This window comes from Microcoleus sp. D2_18a_D3, assembly GCF_036702455.1.
GTDB lineage: Bacteria > Cyanobacteriota > Cyanobacteriia > Cyanobacteriales > Microcoleaceae > Microcoleus.
The window spans coordinates 1-17707 of the sequence record NZ_JAUBTK010000069.1 but is presented as its reverse complement, the minus strand read 5'-3'; the positions used below and the strand labels follow the sequence as shown (position 1 = coordinate 17707).

Below are 17707 nucleotides of genomic sequence, written 5' to 3'. Positions count from 1 at the left end.
CAGCGTCAATAAAATCGAACAATGGCACGCTTAAATCAGATTATTGCGATCGAAAAAGGCATCAAAAGCCGCTCCGTCCAAGAACTCGCAGAAGCTCAAAAAGCTCTCCAGAAGCCCGCTGTGCTTTCTGGAATCTCCCGCACTTACCGTCCCAAAGACGAAGAAGGCGAACAACTGCCGCCAGAGTCCAAAAAAGTTGAAGTCAAAGCAGAAGAGATTATCCGCAAAACGACTGAAGTTTTGATCAAACTCTTCGACGTAACCGCAACCAAAGATTGGACAAATTGTAGCGCCCGCGCGGACGTAACTGTAGACGGAAACGTGCTTTTGAGCCAAGTTCCCGTCAGCTATTTGCTATTCATTGAAAAGCAGTTAGCAGATTTGCAAGCATTTATCAAAAAACTTCCAGTCTTAGATGCTTCCGAGACTTGGAACTTCGATGCTTCGGCAGACTGTTGGGCCACAGAACCGGTGCAAACTCTCAAGACTTTTAAAACTCCGCGCAATCACGTTAAAGCTGAAGCTACCGAACACCATCCGGCTCAAGTCGATGTTTATTACGAAGATATTACGATCGGCTATTGGCGCACTGTCAAGTTTTCTGGAGCTTTACCAGCGCGGCGGATCAATGAGTTGCTGCAAAGGGTGGAAATCTTGCAGCAAGCTGTTATGTTCGCCCGCGAAGAAGCTAACAATTCTGAAGTTGAGGAACAGAGAGTGGGAGAGCGAATTTTTCAGTTTATTTTCCGCTGATTGCTTGCTTTTTTGATAGTTATGGTTTAAGATATAAACAGAGTACAAGTTAAAACTCAAACTTCAACTTAAACCGTACAAATGTGACAGTGCAGGTTCGACTCCTGTCCCTTCTACCCAAAATAGGGGGGTAGCCCAATTGGCAGAGGCAGCATTGCGTACAAATTCAACAGCAAGTTATTACTCTAAACTCAGCATTCACCGCCGATCGCTAAAACGAATGTCAGGAAAAAATAACATCATCGAGGTTGCTGGCTCATATCCAGCCCCCTCTACCAAACGCAGGGGGGTAGCTCAATCGGTAGAGCGCGATGCTATTAATCTTAAATCCTTGACTTAAATGTGATAGCGTGCGTAAATGGGCGGTAAATATAAACCCAGTAGTAAGGTCAGAACTGCTGGGTTTTATGCTAATAATTGAATCAATTTGTTAAATCCGTCTGTCGTGGACGTATCAAGGCCGATGATTTACTGCATCAATCCTCAATGCGAACAACGCGAAAATCCTGCTGCTGCTCAAAATTGTCAGGCTTGTGGCACGGATTTGTTAATTGCCGATCGCTATCGTATCCTTAAACCAGTGCGATCGCCCAATCCCGCACGCCCCACAGACATCTTTGAAGTTGAAGACTTGGGAACCGGGGAAAACGAATGGGGCACTGTCAAAATTTTAAAAGTCTTGAAACACACCCACAACCCCGATTTAGTTCGCTTGTTCAAGCAAGAAGCGCGAGTTTTGATTTGGCTGGCGGGAAAGGGCTCAGTTCCCCAAGTCGAACCTGACGGTTATTTCCAAATTAAACTCCCCCATAACTTCCAGAAATTGTGTTGTTTGGTGATGGAAAAAATTAGCGGAGAAAACTTGGCAGAATTCTTAGATAAAAACCAGCACGTTTCTCAAAAACTAGCTCTTGATTGGCTGCAACAAATTACCAATATTTTGCAGGAAATCCACAAATATCATGTAGTGCATCGGGATATTAAACCATCCAACCTGATGGTTGAAGCCAATGGAAAATTGAGATTAATTGACTTCGGCGCCGCCACAGAAGCAGAGATAGAGACCGCACCCATAGGTTCTGCTGGATACGCCGCACCGGAACAAATTCTAGGTAAAGCAGGCGTGCGATCGGACTTTTTTGCCCTAGGGCGTACTTTTGTACATTTATTAACAGGCATAGAGCCGATCGACTTTCCCGTTAATGGAAAAACTGGTAAAATTAATTGGAGGAACCAGGCTGTAGATATTGACCCGTTACTCCTAGAGTCGATCGACGAATTGATAGAACCGCTACCAGAAAACCGGCCTGAAAATACCCAAGTTATTTTAGAAAAATTAAAAATTCACGACGCCGACCCCCTGAAAGAGGGGGACGCAACATCGCTTCAATAAATCTGTTCCAACCTGCGAAAATCCCGCTCAACTTCTGCCCACAAAGCCCGATTGTGAGGGTCAGTTTTCACAGCCTTTTTCAAATAAATTCTCGCCTTATCAACCTGCTTTTCTCCGATCAAATGTCGTCCCCAGCGCTGATAGGCGATCGCCTGCCACTGACGCACCTCCAAATCTTCGGGAACCCGCTGGGCCAAACCCTCAATCAAGGCGATCGCCCGCGGGAACCTCTGATATTTCAGCAACTGCTGCAACTCAACATAAGCATCTTGCTTTAACTTTTGTTCTACCGCGGACAGATCCGCATGAGATTGAACCGCAGCCTCTTTTCGAGTCACCTTAACTGCTTGGGGTTGAGCTTTCACCCCCCGATCCGGCGGTGTCCAAGTAGGCGGCACAGTTGAATTGGCAACTTTCGACTCCGCAACATGGTGGGGGGCAACCTTCACCAGGAACTTATAAGCCTCAGTAATAGCAATAAACTTATTCTTAGCCTGTTCGTTTCCCGGATTCACATCGGGGTGATACTGTCTGGCTAACTGCCGATAAGAGGCCTTAACTTGCGATAAACTCGCACCAGACCTCAGTCCTAACTGTCGGTAATAATCTGCAATATCCATCTAGCATGAATGAGCGTTGATAATACCATTAAATATGGCAGAATCCTTAAATGTAAAGATTCTGCCAAAATTTACTGCGAACTAGGTTGTAGTGCGAGGGTTGCCCGCACTACTGAGGCGAAAAAACAACTTACGGACGATCTTCGATCACTCTGTCAATCAAGCCGTATTCCTTGGCTTCCTCAGCGGACATGAAATAGTCGCGATCCATGTCCTTCTCGATTTTCTCGATCGGCTTGCCAGTATTCTTAGCATAGATATTATTGAGTTCGTGGCGCAGCCGGAGAATCTCTTTCGCCTCAATCTGAATATCCGTTGCTTGTCCCCGCGTCCCCCCAGAAGGCTGGTGAATCATGATTCGCGAGTGAGGCAAAGCTAACCGTTTCCCCTTCGCACCGGCAGCTAACAGGAAAGAACCCATCGAAGCAGCCAAGCCCACACAAATCGTCACCACGTCCGATTTAATGTGCTGCATGGTATCAAAAATAGCCATGCCTGCCGACACCATCCCACCTGGGGAATTGATGTACAAAATAATATCCTTACCTGAATCTTCCGAATCGAGATAGAGCATCACAGCGATGATTTGATTGGCAATTTCATCGTCAACGTCCCTGCCCAAGAAAATAATCCGTTCCCGGTAGAGGCGATCGTAGATATTAATCCACTGAGTATCATAACCCCCCGGCATCTTGTAGGGAACTTTTGGCACACCTATAGGCATAATTCGGAACTCCGTTTAGTTGGTAATTGGTAATTGGGAATTGGGCATCGGGAATTGGTAATTGGGCATCGGGAATTGGGAATCGGTAATTGGGAATCGGTAATTGGGAATTGTTAGTCCTAAAAAGACTATTGAATAACTAATCAGGGTAGAAACTACTAGCCATTAACCCTTAATTATTACTCATGCCCATTCCCCATTTCCCATTACCTATTCCCCATTCCCCAGTCCCCATTTCCAATTCCCCATTCCCAGTTAGATGACTCCAGCCGGCAGCGGTTTCGGCAATTCTTCCGAACTTTCAAGAACGCGATCGATCAAACCGTATTCTTTAGCTTCATGGGGCGTCAGGTACAGCAACCGATCCATATCTTTAGTAATCTTTTCGATCGGTTGGCCCGTACAGCTTGCAAAAATCTCAAGCATCGTCGCTTTATTTGCCAGCACTTCCTTAGCCCGAATTTGAATGTCGCTTGCTTGACCCCGCGTGTAAGCCTTGGGTTGGTGCAACACAATCGAAGCGTGCGGCAAACTCGCCCGAAAGCCTTTTGTACCAGCCGCTAACAGCATCGCAGACATCCCCATTGCCGAACCGAGGCAAATAGTGTGCACGGGCGGCTTAATATACCTGATCGTATCGCAGATAGCGAAGGCTTCTGTTTCAAAGCCGACGGGTTCGCCACTGTAACCAGAAGTGCCGGTCGAGTTGATGTAGATTTTGATCGGCTTATCCGGGTCTTCGTACTGCAAGAACAACAGTTCAGCGATAATCAGTTCTGTTACCGCAGGCACTAGAGGCATCCCCAGATAAACGATCCGCTCCTTCAGCAACAGGGATGGCAAATCGGGAGGTGGCGTCCGAGAGTTCCCTTCCCCGTAGTATGGCGATTGCACAGCTTTAATTGGTGTGTTCATATAACCGAAATGTTGCCTGAACTGATGGAGCTATTCTTAAAGAAATAGTAACGCAATCTTTAGGTATCCCGCATGAAAGTTAGTTTGCTCCCGGTTTTAAACGACCCTAACCTTGACGCTGCTGCGCCCTCGACGCAGCGCCAGCTAGCTATTTCAGTGTCTGCGATGGCAAGCTCGATCGACTCCAGCGTACCCTTAAACCTGTGCCTGATTCTCGACCACAGCGGTTCGATGGGCGGACGCCCCTTGGAAACCGTCAAACAAGCCGCCGGACGGTTGCTTGATCGGTTGAAGCCCGGGGATCGCTTTTGCGCGGTGGCTTTTGACCATAAAGCCAAAGTCCTCGTCCCCAATCAAATTGTGGGAGACCCCAGTAGCATTAAACGGCAAATTGAGCAATTGCGCCCGGCCGGCGGCACAGCAATTGATGAGGGCATTAAGTTAGGTATTGAAGAGTTGGGCAAAGGCAAAAAAGAAGCTATATCTCAGGCGTTTCTGCTGACTGACGGCGAAAACGAACATGGCGACGACAACCGTTGTTTGAAGTTGGCGAAACTAGCCGCCGAGTATAATATGACTTTAAATTCTCTGGGATTTGGCGATAACTGGAACCAGGATATTTTGGAAAAGATTGCTGATGCAGGCGGCGGTGCTCTGGCTCACATTCAGCGTCCTGAAGATGCGGTTGACGAGTTTGGTAAACTATTTAGCCGCGTCCAAGGTGTAGGTTTGACTAATGCTTATTTGCTATTTTCCCTAATGCCAAAAGTGCGGTTAGCCGAACTCAAACCGATCGCCCAAGTTGCCCCGGATACGATCGAATTACCGGTACAGCAAGAGGGCGATCGCTTTATGGTGCGCCTGGGAGATTTAATGAAGGATATAGAGCGAGTAGTTTTGGCTAATATTTATATTGGACAGTTGCCCGAAGGTACACAGACGATCGGGCAATTGCAAATTCGCTACGACGATCCGAGTGTCGGTCAAGGTTTGCTTTCCGATCCCGTTGCACTTTCCGCTAATGTCCAGAAACTTTATCAGCCGGCTCTTAACCCGATGGTGCAGCAGCACATTTTAGCTTTGGCTAAATACCGCCAAACTCAACTTGCAGAAACTAGATTGCAACAGGGCGATCGCGCCGGCGCGGCAACGATGCTGCAAACGGCTGCTAAAACTGCTTTGCAAATGGGCGATAAAAGTGCCGCAACTGTGCTACAAACCTCTGCTACTCGTTTGCAGTCTGGTGAACAATTGAGTGAAGCCGATCGCAAGAAAACTCGGATTGCTTCTAAAACTATTTTGAAATAATTGGGCAATGTCAAAATTAGGCAATGTGAAAATTAGGCGATTTCAAAATTAGGCGATTGGAAATCGCGACTACACAAACAAAACCCGCCTGCGCGGGTTTCAACATTCTGGTTTTTGCAGCCACAGGTTGAAAACTGTGGCTGCTGTGGATGCTCGATCGTTTAGAATGTTTGTATCACCTATCAAGAGTGTTTGTATGAGCCAGACAATATCTGATAAAGTACGCTGGACTACCGCCGATTTAGAACTATTGCCCGATAACGGCGATCGTTATGAAATTATTGATGGAGAGTTATTTGTGACTAGAGCACCGCATTGGGGTCATCAAAAGGCTATAGGCAACCTCTACCAAGAACTTAATACTTGGTCGCGAGAAACTAATTTAGGAGAAGCAGGAATCAATCCGGGTATCATTTTCACGGATGCTGATAACGTTATTCCTGATGTAGTTTGGGCCAGCAATGAACGCTTGGCTATCTTGCTAGACGAAGCCGGCCATTTAACCGCCGCACCTGAGCTAATTGTTGAAGTATTGTCTCCCGGTACAGACAATGAAAGACGGGATAGAGATTTGAAACTCCGACTCTATTCGGTACGAGGAGTACAGGAATACTGGATTGCGAATTGGCGGTTGCAGCATATTGAAGTTTATCGTAGGGAACAAGCAAGTTTAAGGTTAGTTGCTACGCTGTTGAGCGCTGATGAATTGACCTCGCCTTTGTTACCTGATTTTAGTTGCTCTGTCGCTCGAATTTTTGCTTAGATTTATGAAACACTTTTACCGGGCGATCGCCCTTTGGGGATTTGTTACCGTTTTGGGTGGCATATCCCCTGCCATTCCAGCAGAGTCAGCGCCAATACTCATCGTTCAAAATTCTGCTGAAGACTTATTTAATAGTGCTTTAGCCAAATCAGAAGCAGGAGATATTCAAGGGGCGATCGCCGATTACACCGAAGCCATCCGCCTCAACCCCAACTACGCCAAAGCGTACAACAAACGCGGCATCATCCACGGTCGCAATCTCAAAGACTATCAAGCAGCTAAAGCAGATTTCGATCGCGCAATAGAAATTAACCCCAACTACGGCGACGCTTACTACAACCGCGCCAGAGTCCGCGAGTTCTTAGAAGACAAACCGGGGGCGATCGCCGATTATCAAAAAGCAGCCGAACTCTATCAAAAAGACGGCAATACCAACGATTCTCAAGATGCTATCAAGCACATTGAAATGCTGCAAGAATAAATGGCTTTTGAAAACATAGTATAATATCCTGCGATCGGCGTTCATCCGCATTCATCTGCGGTTAAACACTCCAAATTAACTATTCAAAAAATGCCCGAAACTTCCACCGTCACCATCACCGTACCCGCCACAACCGCCAACCTGGGCTCCGGCTTTGACTGCATCGGCGCCGCTTTAAGCCTCTACAACCGCTTCCAATTCTCCCGACTCGAACCTTCAGCAACAGAGAAACTCAAAATTACTGTTACAGGCAAAGAAGCCGCCAAAGTCAAGACAGATGACAGCAATCTCGCTTATCAAGCTTTTCTCAAGTTATACGAACACCTGAAGCCATCGCCGCCCCCTGTAGCGATACATATAGATATGCAAGTTCCGCTGGCTAGAGGTTTGGGGAGTTCCGCCACAGCTATTGTCGGTGGGTTAGTCGGTGCAAATGAATTAGCCGGAAAGCCTTTGACTCAGGTGGAAGTGATGCAATTGGCGATCGAACTTGAAGGACATCCCGACAACGTTGTCCCCGCTTTACTCGGAGGATGTCGCCTCGCTGCTAGCAATCCACCCCCCCAACCCGCCCTTAGCAAGGGGGGGCAGGGGGGGGGTGCTTGGGAGATTTGCGATATTCCCTGGCATCACAATATTGTGCCCGTGGTAGCCATTCCCGATTTTGAACTTTCTACAGCCGAAGCGCGCCAAGTTTTGCCCGCAGATTACAGCAGGGCTGACGCGATTTTTAATGCTGCACACCTCGGTTTGCTAGTGCGGGCTTTGGAAACTGGGAATGAAAACTGGCTGCGCTGCGCCCTCCAAGACAAAATTCACCAGCCTTACCGACAATCTCTGATTAAGGGATATGAAGCGGTGCAACAAGCCTCCGTGAATGCAGGGGCCTATGGAATGGTAATTAGCGGTGCCGGCCCAACGCTTTTGGCTTTAACGGATGCTACTAATGGTGATGCGGTTGTGAGGGAAATGGCGGCTGCTTGGATGGAATTTGGGGTAAAGGCAGATGTAAGGGCGATCGGCCTCGATACTCAAGGCGCGCAAGTCTCCCTTTAGTAATTCCACTCCTAGACACGCAACATCTACATAACCGTGTTTTGTAGGGGCAATCTCCCGTGGTTGCCCCTCTCGATGGAATTATTCATATTTCTATTCTCTTCCTCTCTCCTTCAAATCTCTTGAATATCAACTCAAGTCTCTTTTCGATAACTTCTGCCATTCCCTCTACAACATTTTACATTAAAAAAGTGCAGTCATTGTAGGGGCTGATTCACAATAATTTCAGGCTAAAACCAACCATTTCAAAAACCCGCCCCCACCAACGGTAAATACTGTTAATTAACTGTGACGCAGCGGAATCTCTATCTGAATTTTAGTGCCTTTACCAGGTTCGGAAAAACACTTGAACTCTCCTTTGTGCTGCTCTACAATTATCCGATAGCTGAGAGCAAGTCCCGATGATATGGGTGGTTCCGCAGGTTTTGCTCCCAAAAATGGCTCAGAAATTTCGGCTGTGGTATCTTTGCTATGTGCGATGTCGTTATCAGCCACCTCAATAGAAATTCGTTGAGCATCGACCACCTGAGTGGTAATCAAAATCACAGGCTTAAATTTGATGGATTCCAACTCCTCTAACTCTTGAGCCGACTCTTCCAAAGCATCGATCGCGTGATTGATGATATTCAGAAAAGCTTGATTGAGCAGACCTGCATAACACTCAATTTGTGGCAAATTGCCGAATTCTTTCATCACCTTGATGTCTCGCCTTCCCTCGCGAGCCGGCAAGCGGTGCTGCAACAACAGCAGAGTATTTTCTAAACCGTCGGAAACATCAAATAACTGCCAGCCCGATCGATCGCTGCGGGAAAAATCTTGTAGCGACAAGATAATTTGGCGGATGCGATCGCTCCCGGTACGCATGGAACTCACAATTTTTAATAAATCGTCGAGTACGAATTCCACATCCATATCTTGTTGTTTTTGCAGAATTTCCGCTCCCGGATCGACTAGCTCTTTTTGATACAATCGCAGGAGTTCAATTAAATCGGTAGCGTAGCTTTGGACGTGAGTTAGATTGCTGTAAATAAAAGTAATTGGGTTGTTAATTTCGTGAGCGATACCTGATACCAATTCGCCCAAACTAGACATTTTTTCACTTTGCAGAATTCGATCGCGCGACAGTTGCAATTCTTGCTGGGTGAGAGCCAACTGCGCCCTCAACTCGCGCGATTGCTTAGAAGCGCGCACCCGCGCCAATAATTCCTGCTTAACTATCGGTTTAAACAGAAAATCGTCAAAGGGCGCATCCAATTCTTGAATTTCATCAAATTGCTCCGGTGTTGTCAGCAGAATAAAATAGGCCCTCGCCAATTCTCGTGAAGCGAAGCTATCCCCTAGGGAATCGGCTTTCACCAGCCGGCACACCTCCAAAAAGTTGATTTGAGGTGAAGTCCCGTCGCAAATTATCGCATGGGGGGACAATTCCCTCGCCAAGTCTAAACCCTCTTTGTCGTCCGAAACGACTCTCACCTGATGTCCCTCTTGGCTGAGTAACTCTTGGACAACTTGAAAAGTCACAGTATCCCCGATGATCGCCAGAATCTTTGCCATACTTCTACCAACTCCACAAATTACTTTTTAGGATACAACCGCCAGAATTGCGCTAACAGATTTAAAATTCCAAAATAGTTCAATTACATCAAAAAACAACCGATGCCCGCTCCCTCAAAACCCAAAATAGCCCATACCATTTTAGATTTTATATTTTAGAGTAAAAAATTGGGAATGACTTACTGTATAATAGTTGGAAGCTTGCCTACAGTTGCATATTTTTTTGGGACTGGTATCACTAGAAGGTATAATTTTAGACTGGTAATGCAAAAATGCAAATTTTCTCCTTCGTAATTAATGTTACATCAGAGCTTTCTGCCGAAAGACTGCTGAGGGCGATCGCAGATAGTTTCTCAAATTGCGCCAGGAAACAATAAAAAACTTTAAAATCAATTAATAGTATCGTTAAATTCACCTTCTCGGTCAGCGCCTGAGAATGCCAATTACCAACACCACCTCAACTTTGATTCAAGCCGAAACACTAGAACTATTAGAATGGCCGCGCCTGTGTCAGCACTTGGCTACCTTCGCGGCCACCAAACTTGGCGTCGCCGCCGCCCTAGACCTCGAAATCCCGGCAACTCAAGCTCAAACAGCAGAACTCCTAGCTCAAACTCAGGAAGCTTATCAGTTAGACAGCCGCGCTGGCGGTGCTTTGAGTTTTGAAGGAATCCAAGACATCGGCACTTCTCTGCAGCGAGCGGAACTGCAAGGTTTGCTCAGCGGCGAAGAATTGCTGGCAATTGCTACTACCCTCGCCGGAGCAAGGCAATTGCGCCGGATAATTGACTCTCAGGCAGATGTGCCGACGCTCCAAGAACTGGCATCCCAATTGCGGACTTATCCCGAACTAGAGCAAGAAATCCATCGCTGTATAGACGATCGCGCTCAAGTAGCAGACAGAGCCACTCCTAAGTTAGCAGGAATTAGAGTTCAAATGCGACAGTTGCGCGATCGCATTTATCAAATATTGCAGGGGATTTTACAGCGCCAATCCAACGCCGTACAAGAACAGCTAATTACCCAAAGAAGCGGACGCTTTGTCATTCCCGTCAAAGCTCCCCAAAAAGATGCCATACCGGGCATCGTTCACGACTCCTCGGCTAGCGGCGCGACACTGTACGTAGAACCCCACAGCACAGTCAATCTTAACAACCAAATGCGGCAGTTTCTCAGGCAAGAACAAGCCGAAGAAGAAGCAGTCCGCCGCGCCCTCACCGAGCAAGTCGCAGCAGTAAAACCCGATTTAGATAGATTGGTGGTGGTAGTTACAACTTTAGATTTAGCAGCAGCTAAAGCGCGTTATAGTTTTTGGTTGCAAGCAAATCCGCCGAAATTTATCGAATTGGGAGAACCAGAATTAGCACCAAAAAATCCCGAAACAGAAGATGAGGAAAAAGAAGATGAGGAAAACTCAGAAAACAGTCAATTATTAATTCGCAACCTGCGATCGCAAATTACCCTGCGCCAGTTGCGCCATCCTTTATTAGTTTGGCAGCAACATCACGAGCAAGGCTTTCCAGTCGTGCCGGTCGATTTAACGATCGCGCCGCACATCCGAGTCGTCGCCATCACAGGCCCCAACACTGGCGGCAAAACTGTCACCCTCAAAACCTTGGGCTTGGCAGCTTTAATGGCGAAAGCCGGAATGTTTGTTGCCGCCCGCGAACCCGTAGAATTGCCTTGGTTCGACAATATTTTGGCCGATATTGGTGACGAACAATCTTTGCAGCAAAGTTTGTCTACTTTCTCCGGCCATATCCGCCGCATCAGCCGCATTTTAGAAGTTTTACACAATAAATCGCAGGCGGAAGGGGAAGAAAATTCAACAAACCTTCCAATTACTAATTCCCAACAGCAAGACCAAGAAGTCACAGATACACAGAACACTGTTTCTGCTCTCCCAATTCTCAAACCTAAATTACAAATTCCTCAACCCCAAATCCCAATTACCAATTCCCAATTACCAATTCCCAAATCTTTAGTTTTGTTAGACGAAGTAGGAGCGGGGACAGACCCCTCAGAAGGCAGCGCATTGGCGATCGCCCTGTTGCAATACCTCGCCCAACATTCCCTATTAACAGTTGCAACTACCCACTTTGGCGAACTCAAAGCCCTCAAATATCAAGACTCCCGCTTTGAAAATGCCTCAGTAGAATTTGACGACAATTCCATGCAGCCAACCTATCGCTTGCTGTGGGGAATTCCCGGACGTTCCAACGCCCTCACCATTGCCAAAAGACTCGGTTTGCTAGCATCCATAGTCGAAGAAGCTCAAACCTATGTCGGGGGAGCCTCTCAAGATGTCAATCAAGTGATTGCTGGACTGGAAGCACAGCGCCGGAAACAGGAAACCAAGGCCAGAGAAGCAACTCAACTGCTACACCAAACCGAAAAACTGCACAGAGAAGTTTCTCAAAAAGCAGCCGCTTTGCAAGAGCGGGAGCGAGAACTAAAAATAGCTCAGGAAGTGGCAGTAAATGAGGCGATAGGGTCGGCAAAATCAGAAATTGCTCAAATCATTCGTCGCTTGCAGTCTGGCAACCAGACGGCTCAAAATGCCCAACAAGCGACAGAAACCTTAAATCAAATTTCCCAAAAACACCTGCCCTCTCGCCAACAACCGGCTAAACCCAAACCGAGTTTTATGCCGAAAGTGGGCGATCGCATCCGCATTCCCAGCTTGGGCCAAACCGCCGAAGTCCTCAGCGGCCCAGACGCTAACGAAGAGTTGAGCGTTCGGTTTGGGATTATGAAAATGACTGTCAAATTAGGAGAAATTGAATCCCTCGACGGTCAAAAACCCGAAACTAAAGCTCAATTAGCCAAGGCGGCCGCCCAAGCACAAGCACTCGCTACGGCCAAAGCTAAGCAAGCAGCGGCGGAACCTGCAAAACCCAATCCCGAAATCGCCATTCGCACTGCTAATAATTCGATCGACCTACGGGGTGCGAGAGTCTCAGACGCAGAAATCGAAATAGACAGAGCTCTTTCCAAAGCCGTGGAATACGGAGTGCTGTGGATAATTCACGGCAAAGGTACGGGACAGTTGCGGCGCGGCGTTCACGAGTTCCTCGCGACTCATCCGCAGGTTTCCCGCTTTGAGCTCGCCAGTCAAAAAGAAGGAGGTGCAGGTGTGACGATCGCTTATTTACATTGATTTGTGGCATCCCGTGGCGTAGCATGGTTAGGGGTGAAAATCTATGGGTTTGGCGGATTGCGATCGATCGAACTTGAAGCCGCAACTTTTAACCCGCAACTCCGTCCAGCAGTTAGGATTGCCGGAATCAAAGCAACGAGCTATGGAGACAACTTAACAGATGTGCTGTTGCCCACAGGCCGCAAAGCTTTAATCAGTGCATACTGTTTGATATCCTGCCTCAACCAGTCTTAATTTCCCGTGCTGAAGCCATGCGCTCGACCGTAAAGTCCTCCGCTCCCACAAACGAAACGGGCCCCTCTCCCAACTGGGAAGAATTGACCCAAAAAGCACCAGAACCTACCCAGTTGGACAACATTAAAGCCCAACTGGATTTAGTGCTGTTAGCCCTAGAAGCACTGGCAGAAATAGGCTCAGAGGCGATGCTCAAGGTAGCAGCCGAACTGAATTTAGAGCCAATGGTAGCCGATCGGGTAGCTTTGTGGCGGCTGCGCCAATCTAACCCGCTGCGGAAAGGCCACGGAGGGCGCAAAAAACTCGATGTGGAGGAAGCTCGATCGCTCGTTTTGATAAGCTGTCATTTGGCAAAACAGCACCAAGCTTTAATCCGCCGCGCTGTTGCTTTGCTGGAACAAATGGCAGAGCAAAACCGCGAACCTCACACCATCGCTTTGCTGGGAGATTATATTGACAGGTTCAGCAACACTTATGGCTCGCGCATGGAAGATGCAGAAAATTTATCGGCCCGAGAGTTGACTGATTTGGCCCTCAAACTCCTAATCGATTTGCTGTTTTACAGCAGTCCCGGCGGCCACCGCCGCCTCTGGCTGGCTCTTCTAGACCGTGCTAAAAATTAGTCATTAGTCATTAGTCATTAGTCATTAGTCAGCAGTCAACAGCCAACAGTCAACAGTCAACAGCCAACAGCCAACAGTCATCAGTCAGCAGCCAACAGTCATCAGTCAACAGTCAACAGCCAACAGTCAACAGTCAACAGTCAACAGACTTTCTGCTATGGTTCTCAAACGGTACACGCCCCCCACTTGCACGCTGGAAATTACAGCCAAAAGTTCGCCTCTATCTCGCTGGGCGGGCCAACCGGTGTTTAAATCTTTAAGTTTCGAGCTGCGACTCGACGACCCCAGGCTGCCAGACACCCAACACGTTACTCTCAGGGGCGATCGAATTCAACTCGAAACCCTCCACCAAGCTGTCAGCAACTACGTCCAAAACTTGCTCGGCGAATCCCGCGATTGGGAAAGCAACCTCAACTCTCAAACCGCTCGTACCACTGCGGGTGCAGACTCGCCAGAAGTCGGCCGTAATGCCGTTATATTCGATCGATCCGTCAACACTTCCGAACTAGCAACCTCCGCCCCAAACACTGCCTACCTTCCGGTTCCCCCCCGCTTAGAGCCCCGCGGCTTGCTCGCCCACAACTTGTTTTTAGGCTCTTTGAGCGCCGTAGAATCCGGGCCAGTAGTTCCCTTGAGCACCCTGCAACTGTTTGACTTGGCCACAGCACTAGATGACTGCGCCGCCGAAGTGATGGCGCTTCCCAACCTCAACCGCGAGCCCCGACAACCCCTGTCCTCACCCTGGCTCAAGGTGGCAGCAATGCTGGTCGCCAGCGCCGGCCTGACGACAGGAATTCTCAAAATGCTCGATCGAACCGCCACCTCCCCGCAAACCGCCACAGCCCCCGCCACAGCCCCCGCCAATCCACAATTGAACACCACTCCAGGAAACCCCCAGTTAGCTGCCGGCGTTTCCCCCAGTCCAGTTCCCGCCCTACCGACACCCCCAGCACCAACACCTGCAGCCACACCCGGTTTACCACCGCTGCCGCCCCCGCCCATCAACACCGCCGCCTCCCCCAGCCCCAGCTTGCCCCCCATCGCCCTCGCCCCAACTCCCCCCACCAACAAACCCAGCCCCATCCAGCAGCCACCCCTACTATTTCCCGCCAACGGCAGCGCACCCAGCGCCCCACAGAGCGCCCCAGCATTCCCTCAAGGGCAAACAATCACAATTCCCGCCCCCGAAGAAGCGCCCATTTCCGCCCCCCAAGCACCCGCACCAGTACCCTACCTGCTGCCCCCATTACCGCCCAGACTAGCTCCCGCCGTACCGCCCCCCCTGCCGCCCTCCCTGTCTGCTTCCAGATTTCCCGTTCCCCCGCCGCAACCATTCCCCAGCCCCATCGAGCCGATTGTCCCCCCCGCCAGTACCGAACTCCCAGCCCTTGAGGACGCTCAACCGCCTGCGGAGTCTGAGGATAACAACCAGGTGGCGGCGAGCAAAAAAAACCACACTTTATTTGATACAATTCCTCAAGTTTCAGAAGCTAGAACGTACTTTGAGGAACGCTGGAAGCCTCCTGAAGGAATGGAACAAACTTTGGAATACAGCGTGCTGATCGATGAAAATGGGTCAGTTCAAAGTATTGTGCCGATGGGAAAAGCAGCAGCAGATTATATCGAGCAAATTAATATGCCATTAGCCGGCGAGCCGTTTGTTTCTGCCGTTTCTAATGGAAAAAACCCAAAAATTCGAGTTGTTTTGAGACCAAACGGTCGAGTACAAACCTTTTTGGAAGAGAGTGATTAAACGCTCTCAAACACATTGTCGAGATGGGAAATCCCGGTTAATTGCTAATCTTAAACAAGTTCAAAAAAAATCAAATTTTAACTGCGGCCGCAGCACCCAGCGTATTGACATTTGCTCCTGTTTGTGATACCCATATCTCTTTACCCCTGCGGGCAGAGTCACCAGTAAAAAAAGTTGCTGACACTCGTCAACCGGTTCGCATTGTGCACTCTCGAAACTTCCTTCTTCTTTCTTCCTGACATCCGTTACATCCGTTACATCGGTTATATCCGTTACATCCGTTACATAATCCGTTGCCGAACTTCCTTCTATCCTTTACATCCGTTACATCCGTTACATCCGTTACAGAATCCGTTGCCGAACTTCCTTCGATATCATCAATGCCCTTTTTTTCTATCCCAAACTTCTCCAATCCAGTAAAAAACTGCAATGCCGCCAAAACTAAATAAAAAATCTTCAATACTAGCAGTACGATTGGGTAAAATCGCTTGCAGCATTTCTTCCGCAGCAGTGAAAATAGTAAAAATTGCGGGGCCGAAAGGAATTGAATAATTAAACAAATTCATATTTTTTTTGCCACTTGCTCTATGGCACAAAAAAGATGCTATTCCGTACAAAATAAAGTGGCCGAGTTTGTCATAAGGCGGATGAGCTAGAGGAAAGTTGACTAATTTCCCCGTACCTGCTAAAAGCATAATACTGAGAAGAATTAAAACGTACACAAAACAAGCAACTATCCAGAATTTTTTAGAGAAGTTCATCTTTTTTTTGCCGATACCGACTAGACACAAACCAAGGCAGCCCAACGCGAAACTAATATCAAATCTGGTTAATTACGCATTGTCTTTGTAGGCGTCTGCCTACCCGTAGCAGCAGCTAAAATTTAATTGGTTTTCACTGTCAAAACTTGCGGCGGCGACGCATCGGGCGGATAAATAAAATCTACTTCTACCAGTCGTTTTTCTCCCGATGTCATCTCTAATTTTACCAAAGGTTCCCCCTGCTGTCCCCGCCGCTGCACTAAATGCACGTAGCGAGTTTGAGGCACTTTATTGTCATCAGTATAGCGCACTCTGACCGTTCCCCTAAAAAAAGTTTGAGGTGCCGGAGGTTCTAAAAAAGTAAGTCCTCCTGAAGTTAATTTGTCTGTCTTAATTGGAGTTTGAATTGCGACAGTTACAGTTTGATTTTTGCTGGTAGAATTGTATAGTGGCAAGCTGAGACTGTATTGAATTCCGTAATTGCCGTGGGCGCGGTATGCTGTATCTGGGTAGCGAACTAACATCCTCGCACTTTGCACTTGATTTGTTCCCAGCATTCCGCGCGGGAGACTGCTTAATGGGTAGGAAAATGCTGTTCCGGGTTGGGGAATTGCTAGGTTTGATGTGGCGGGGTTGTCTGAGAGAAGTGCTCGCCATTCTGAACCTAATGCTACACCGGCAACTCTGCCGTAAATTATTTGACCTTCGGTGATTTCGGGCGGTGTGGGAGTTCGATCGCGCGGCCCGGCTATATTACCATTGTCTAATAAGTTTTGCCATTCTGCTAAGTTGGGCGATCGCTCGTTTCCCTGTGCATCAACTCGGGCAAACATCGCCAGACTGGCAACATAGACTATACCATCGCTGCGTAACCGCATCAAGGTCGATCGACCATTAAGCGGCGGTTTCAATTCTCGCACCGGTATCGGATGATTCATCAAAAGCTGGCTTTTTCCAGGGGGAATAATTAACTGCCCAGGAAAATCAGACTGTCTCCTTCCTCTGAGAATATCATTCACAGCGCGGCTTCCCGGCCCCGCATAAATATTACTGTTTGAATTATCGACTTGCGGCGGTAATTCAATAAAAGGTGCATCGGGTTGACTGAGATAACTCGCAGCTTGCAATATATCTAATGTTACAGGTTTATTGCCCGGATTATAAACAATTACTCCTTGATACAAGGTTCGCAAATCTTCCGGGGAAGGTGCGCGGGCGATGTGGTGGGCAAATATGTCGAAACGTCCTTGAAACGGAAAGTTTAAATGTGCCGCCGGGAATCTTTTACCATCAGGGGGAAATGTCGAAAGCAGAATTCCTTCTTGCAGCACTAATTCGGGACTGTTGCTGTTAAATACTGGTATGTTGTCTAACTGTCCGGGGAGAGGTCGCACTTCTTGGATTTGAACAATTTCTTGAGGTGCGGGAGGGGTTTGGGCTAAGGGGATGATTGATATAATTGGCAGCATTTTTTGATATTTTGATTGAGTCTTAGATTGATAGAAAACCGCAGAGGAACGCAGATGGATTTCCAGGGTAAGAGCATCTTAATTAAGCTTGACACAAAGGTTCAGAAGAACCTAACATATGATCGGCGAAACAAGAACTC

General features: G+C 48.0%; 18 protein-coding genes. 11 read left to right on the top strand and 7 right to left on the bottom strand.

The genetic code is table 11. The features are described from left to right. The first annotated feature begins 21 nt into the window (after positions 1 to 21). The 3 genes from QUB06_RS25565 to QUB06_RS25555 all read left to right on the top strand — a co-directional run bounded on the left by QUB06_RS25565 (position 22) and on the right by QUB06_RS25555 (position 2146). A complete protein-coding gene (locus tag QUB06_RS25565) occupies positions 22 to 753 on the top strand; it encodes a DUF7873 family protein (protein WP_333437665.1) in 732 nt (243 codons plus the stop codon). Between the two features lie 139 nt (positions 754 to 892). Continuing rightward, positions 893 to 1093, top strand: a complete 201-nt coding sequence (locus QUB06_RS25560) for a hypothetical protein (protein WP_333103761.1) — start codon at positions 893 to 895, stop codon at positions 1091 to 1093. A gap of 123 nt (positions 1094 to 1216) precedes the next feature. Further along, positions 1217 to 2146: a serine/threonine-protein kinase gene (locus QUB06_RS25555; RefSeq protein ID WP_333437664.1), complete on the top strand. Its 930-nt coding sequence runs from the start codon at positions 1217 to 1219 to the stop codon at positions 2144 to 2146. Here the strand turns inward: QUB06_RS25555 and QUB06_RS25550 are convergent. From QUB06_RS25550 to QUB06_RS25540, 3 genes are all read right to left on the bottom strand, one after another. After that, entirely contained in the window at positions 2140 to 2766 is a 627-nt protein-coding gene (locus tag QUB06_RS25550) for a J domain-containing protein (RefSeq protein ID WP_333437663.1), read from the bottom strand. The two genes, QUB06_RS25555 and QUB06_RS25550, sit on opposite strands and share 7 nt — an antisense overlap. A 130-nt stretch (positions 2767 to 2896) precedes the next feature. Further along, on the bottom strand, positions 2897 to 3490 hold the full coding sequence (locus QUB06_RS25545; RefSeq protein ID WP_190657906.1) for an ATP-dependent Clp protease proteolytic subunit: 594 nt from the start codon (positions 3488 to 3490) through the stop codon (positions 2897 to 2899). A 255-nt stretch (positions 3491 to 3745) separates the two neighbouring features. Further along, a complete protein-coding gene (locus QUB06_RS25540) occupies positions 3746 to 4405 on the bottom strand; it encodes an ATP-dependent Clp protease proteolytic subunit (protein ID WP_190741967.1) in 660 nt (219 codons plus the stop codon). A gap of 72 nt (positions 4406 to 4477) precedes the next feature. Between QUB06_RS25540 and QUB06_RS25535 the strand changes: the two genes are divergently transcribed. The 4 genes from QUB06_RS25535 (at position 4478) to thrB (ending at position 8013) form a co-directional block, all read left to right on the top strand. Further along, positions 4478 to 5713 carry a VWA domain-containing protein gene (locus QUB06_RS25535; RefSeq protein ID WP_333437662.1) on the top strand — a complete coding sequence of 412 codons (1236 nt, stop codon included), beginning with the start codon at positions 4478 to 4480 and terminating at the stop codon, positions 5711 to 5713. A 196-nt stretch (positions 5714 to 5909) separates the two neighbouring features. Further along, a complete protein-coding gene (locus QUB06_RS25530; RefSeq protein ID WP_333437661.1) occupies positions 5910 to 6476 on the top strand; it encodes a Uma2 family endonuclease in 567 nt (188 codons plus the stop codon). 4 nt (positions 6477 to 6480) lie between these two features. Next, positions 6481 to 6957, top strand: coding sequence for a tetratricopeptide repeat protein (locus QUB06_RS25525; RefSeq protein ID WP_333437660.1), 477 nt, complete (start codon positions 6481 to 6483; stop codon positions 6955 to 6957). A 90-nt stretch (positions 6958 to 7047) separates the two neighbouring features. Continuing rightward, on the top strand, positions 7048 to 8013 hold the full coding sequence (thrB, locus tag QUB06_RS25520; RefSeq protein WP_333437659.1) for a homoserine kinase: 966 nt from the start codon (positions 7048 to 7050) through the stop codon (positions 8011 to 8013). A gap of 282 nt (positions 8014 to 8295) precedes the next feature. Here the strand turns inward: thrB and QUB06_RS25515 are convergent, their stop codons facing one another. Continuing rightward, entirely contained in the window at positions 8296 to 9567 is a 1272-nt protein-coding gene (locus QUB06_RS25515; RefSeq protein WP_333437658.1) for an ATP-binding protein, read from the bottom strand. Positions 9568 to 10030: 463 nt separating this feature from the next. Between QUB06_RS25515 and QUB06_RS25510 the strand changes: the two genes are divergently transcribed. From QUB06_RS25510 to QUB06_RS25495, 4 genes are all read left to right on the top strand, one after another. After that, a complete protein-coding gene (locus QUB06_RS25510) occupies positions 10031 to 12727 on the top strand; it encodes an endonuclease MutS2 (protein ID WP_333437678.1) in 2697 nt (898 codons plus the stop codon). A gap of 3 nt (positions 12728 to 12730) precedes the next feature. Next, positions 12731 to 12961, top strand: coding sequence for a hypothetical protein (locus tag QUB06_RS25505; RefSeq protein WP_333437657.1), 231 nt, complete (start codon positions 12731 to 12733; stop codon positions 12959 to 12961). Positions 12962 to 12978: 17 nt separating this feature from the next. Next, positions 12979 to 13584, top strand: coding sequence for a DUF3038 domain-containing protein (locus tag QUB06_RS25500; protein ID WP_333044296.1), 606 nt, complete (start codon positions 12979 to 12981; stop codon positions 13582 to 13584). Positions 13585 to 13741: 157 nt separating this feature from the next. Next, positions 13742 to 15337, top strand: a complete 1596-nt coding sequence (locus QUB06_RS25495) for a DUF4335 domain-containing protein (protein ID WP_333437656.1) — start codon at positions 13742 to 13744, stop codon at positions 15335 to 15337. Between the two features lie 187 nt (positions 15338 to 15524). On the opposite strand, the gene QUB06_RS25490 is transcribed toward QUB06_RS25495, so the two are convergent. The 3 genes from QUB06_RS25490 to QUB06_RS25480 form a co-directional block, all read right to left on the bottom strand. Then, positions 15525 to 15749: a hypothetical protein gene (locus tag QUB06_RS25490; protein ID WP_333437655.1), complete on the bottom strand. Its 225-nt coding sequence runs from the start codon at positions 15747 to 15749 to the stop codon at positions 15525 to 15527. Continuing rightward, complete coding sequence (locus tag QUB06_RS25485) at positions 15715 to 16098, bottom strand: VanZ family protein (RefSeq protein ID WP_333437654.1); 384 nt, start codon at positions 16096 to 16098, stop codon at positions 15715 to 15717. The genes QUB06_RS25490 and QUB06_RS25485 overlap by 35 nt, the downstream gene beginning before the upstream one ends. A 122-nt stretch (positions 16099 to 16220) precedes the next feature. Continuing rightward, positions 16221 to 17567, bottom strand: a complete 1347-nt coding sequence (locus QUB06_RS25480) for a DUF3370 domain-containing protein (protein ID WP_333437653.1) — start codon at positions 17565 to 17567, stop codon at positions 16221 to 16223. Between the last annotated feature and the right edge of the window lie 140 nt (positions 17568 to 17707).

Coding starts and splice junctions, on each gene's coding strand:
- QUB06_RS25565 (WP_333437665.1), top strand. CDS start 22: ATGGCACGCTTAAATCAGATTATTGCGATCGAAAAAGGCATCAAAAGC.
- QUB06_RS25555 (WP_333437664.1), top strand. CDS start 1,217: ATGATTTACTGCATCAATCCTCAATGCGAACAACGCGAAAATCCTGCT.
- QUB06_RS25550 (WP_333437663.1), bottom strand. CDS start 2,766: ATGGATATTGCAGATTATTACCGACAGTTAGGACTGAGGTCTGGTGCG.
- QUB06_RS25545 (WP_190657906.1), bottom strand. CDS start 3,490: ATGCCTATAGGTGTGCCAAAAGTTCCCTACAAGATGCCGGGGGGTTAT.
- QUB06_RS25540 (WP_190741967.1), bottom strand. CDS start 4,405: ATGAACACACCAATTAAAGCTGTGCAATCGCCATACTACGGGGAAGGG.
- QUB06_RS25535 (WP_333437662.1), top strand. CDS start 4,478: ATGAAAGTTAGTTTGCTCCCGGTTTTAAACGACCCTAACCTTGACGCT.
- QUB06_RS25530 (WP_333437661.1), top strand. CDS start 5,910: ATGAGCCAGACAATATCTGATAAAGTACGCTGGACTACCGCCGATTTA.
- QUB06_RS25525 (WP_333437660.1), top strand. CDS start 6,481: ATGAAACACTTTTACCGGGCGATCGCCCTTTGGGGATTTGTTACCGTT.
- thrB (WP_333437659.1), top strand. CDS start 7,048: ATGCCCGAAACTTCCACCGTCACCATCACCGTACCCGCCACAACCGCC.
- QUB06_RS25515 (WP_333437658.1), bottom strand. CDS start 9,567: ATGGCAAAGATTCTGGCGATCATCGGGGATACTGTGACTTTTCAAGTT.
- QUB06_RS25500 (WP_333044296.1), top strand. CDS start 12,979: ATGCGCTCGACCGTAAAGTCCTCCGCTCCCACAAACGAAACGGGCCCC.
- QUB06_RS25495 (WP_333437656.1), top strand. CDS start 13,742: ATGGTTCTCAAACGGTACACGCCCCCCACTTGCACGCTGGAAATTACA.
- QUB06_RS25485 (WP_333437654.1), bottom strand. CDS start 16,098: ATGAACTTCTCTAAAAAATTCTGGATAGTTGCTTGTTTTGTGTACGTT.
- QUB06_RS25480 (WP_333437653.1), bottom strand. CDS start 17,567: ATGCTGCCAATTATATCAATCATCCCCTTAGCCCAAACCCCTCCCGCA.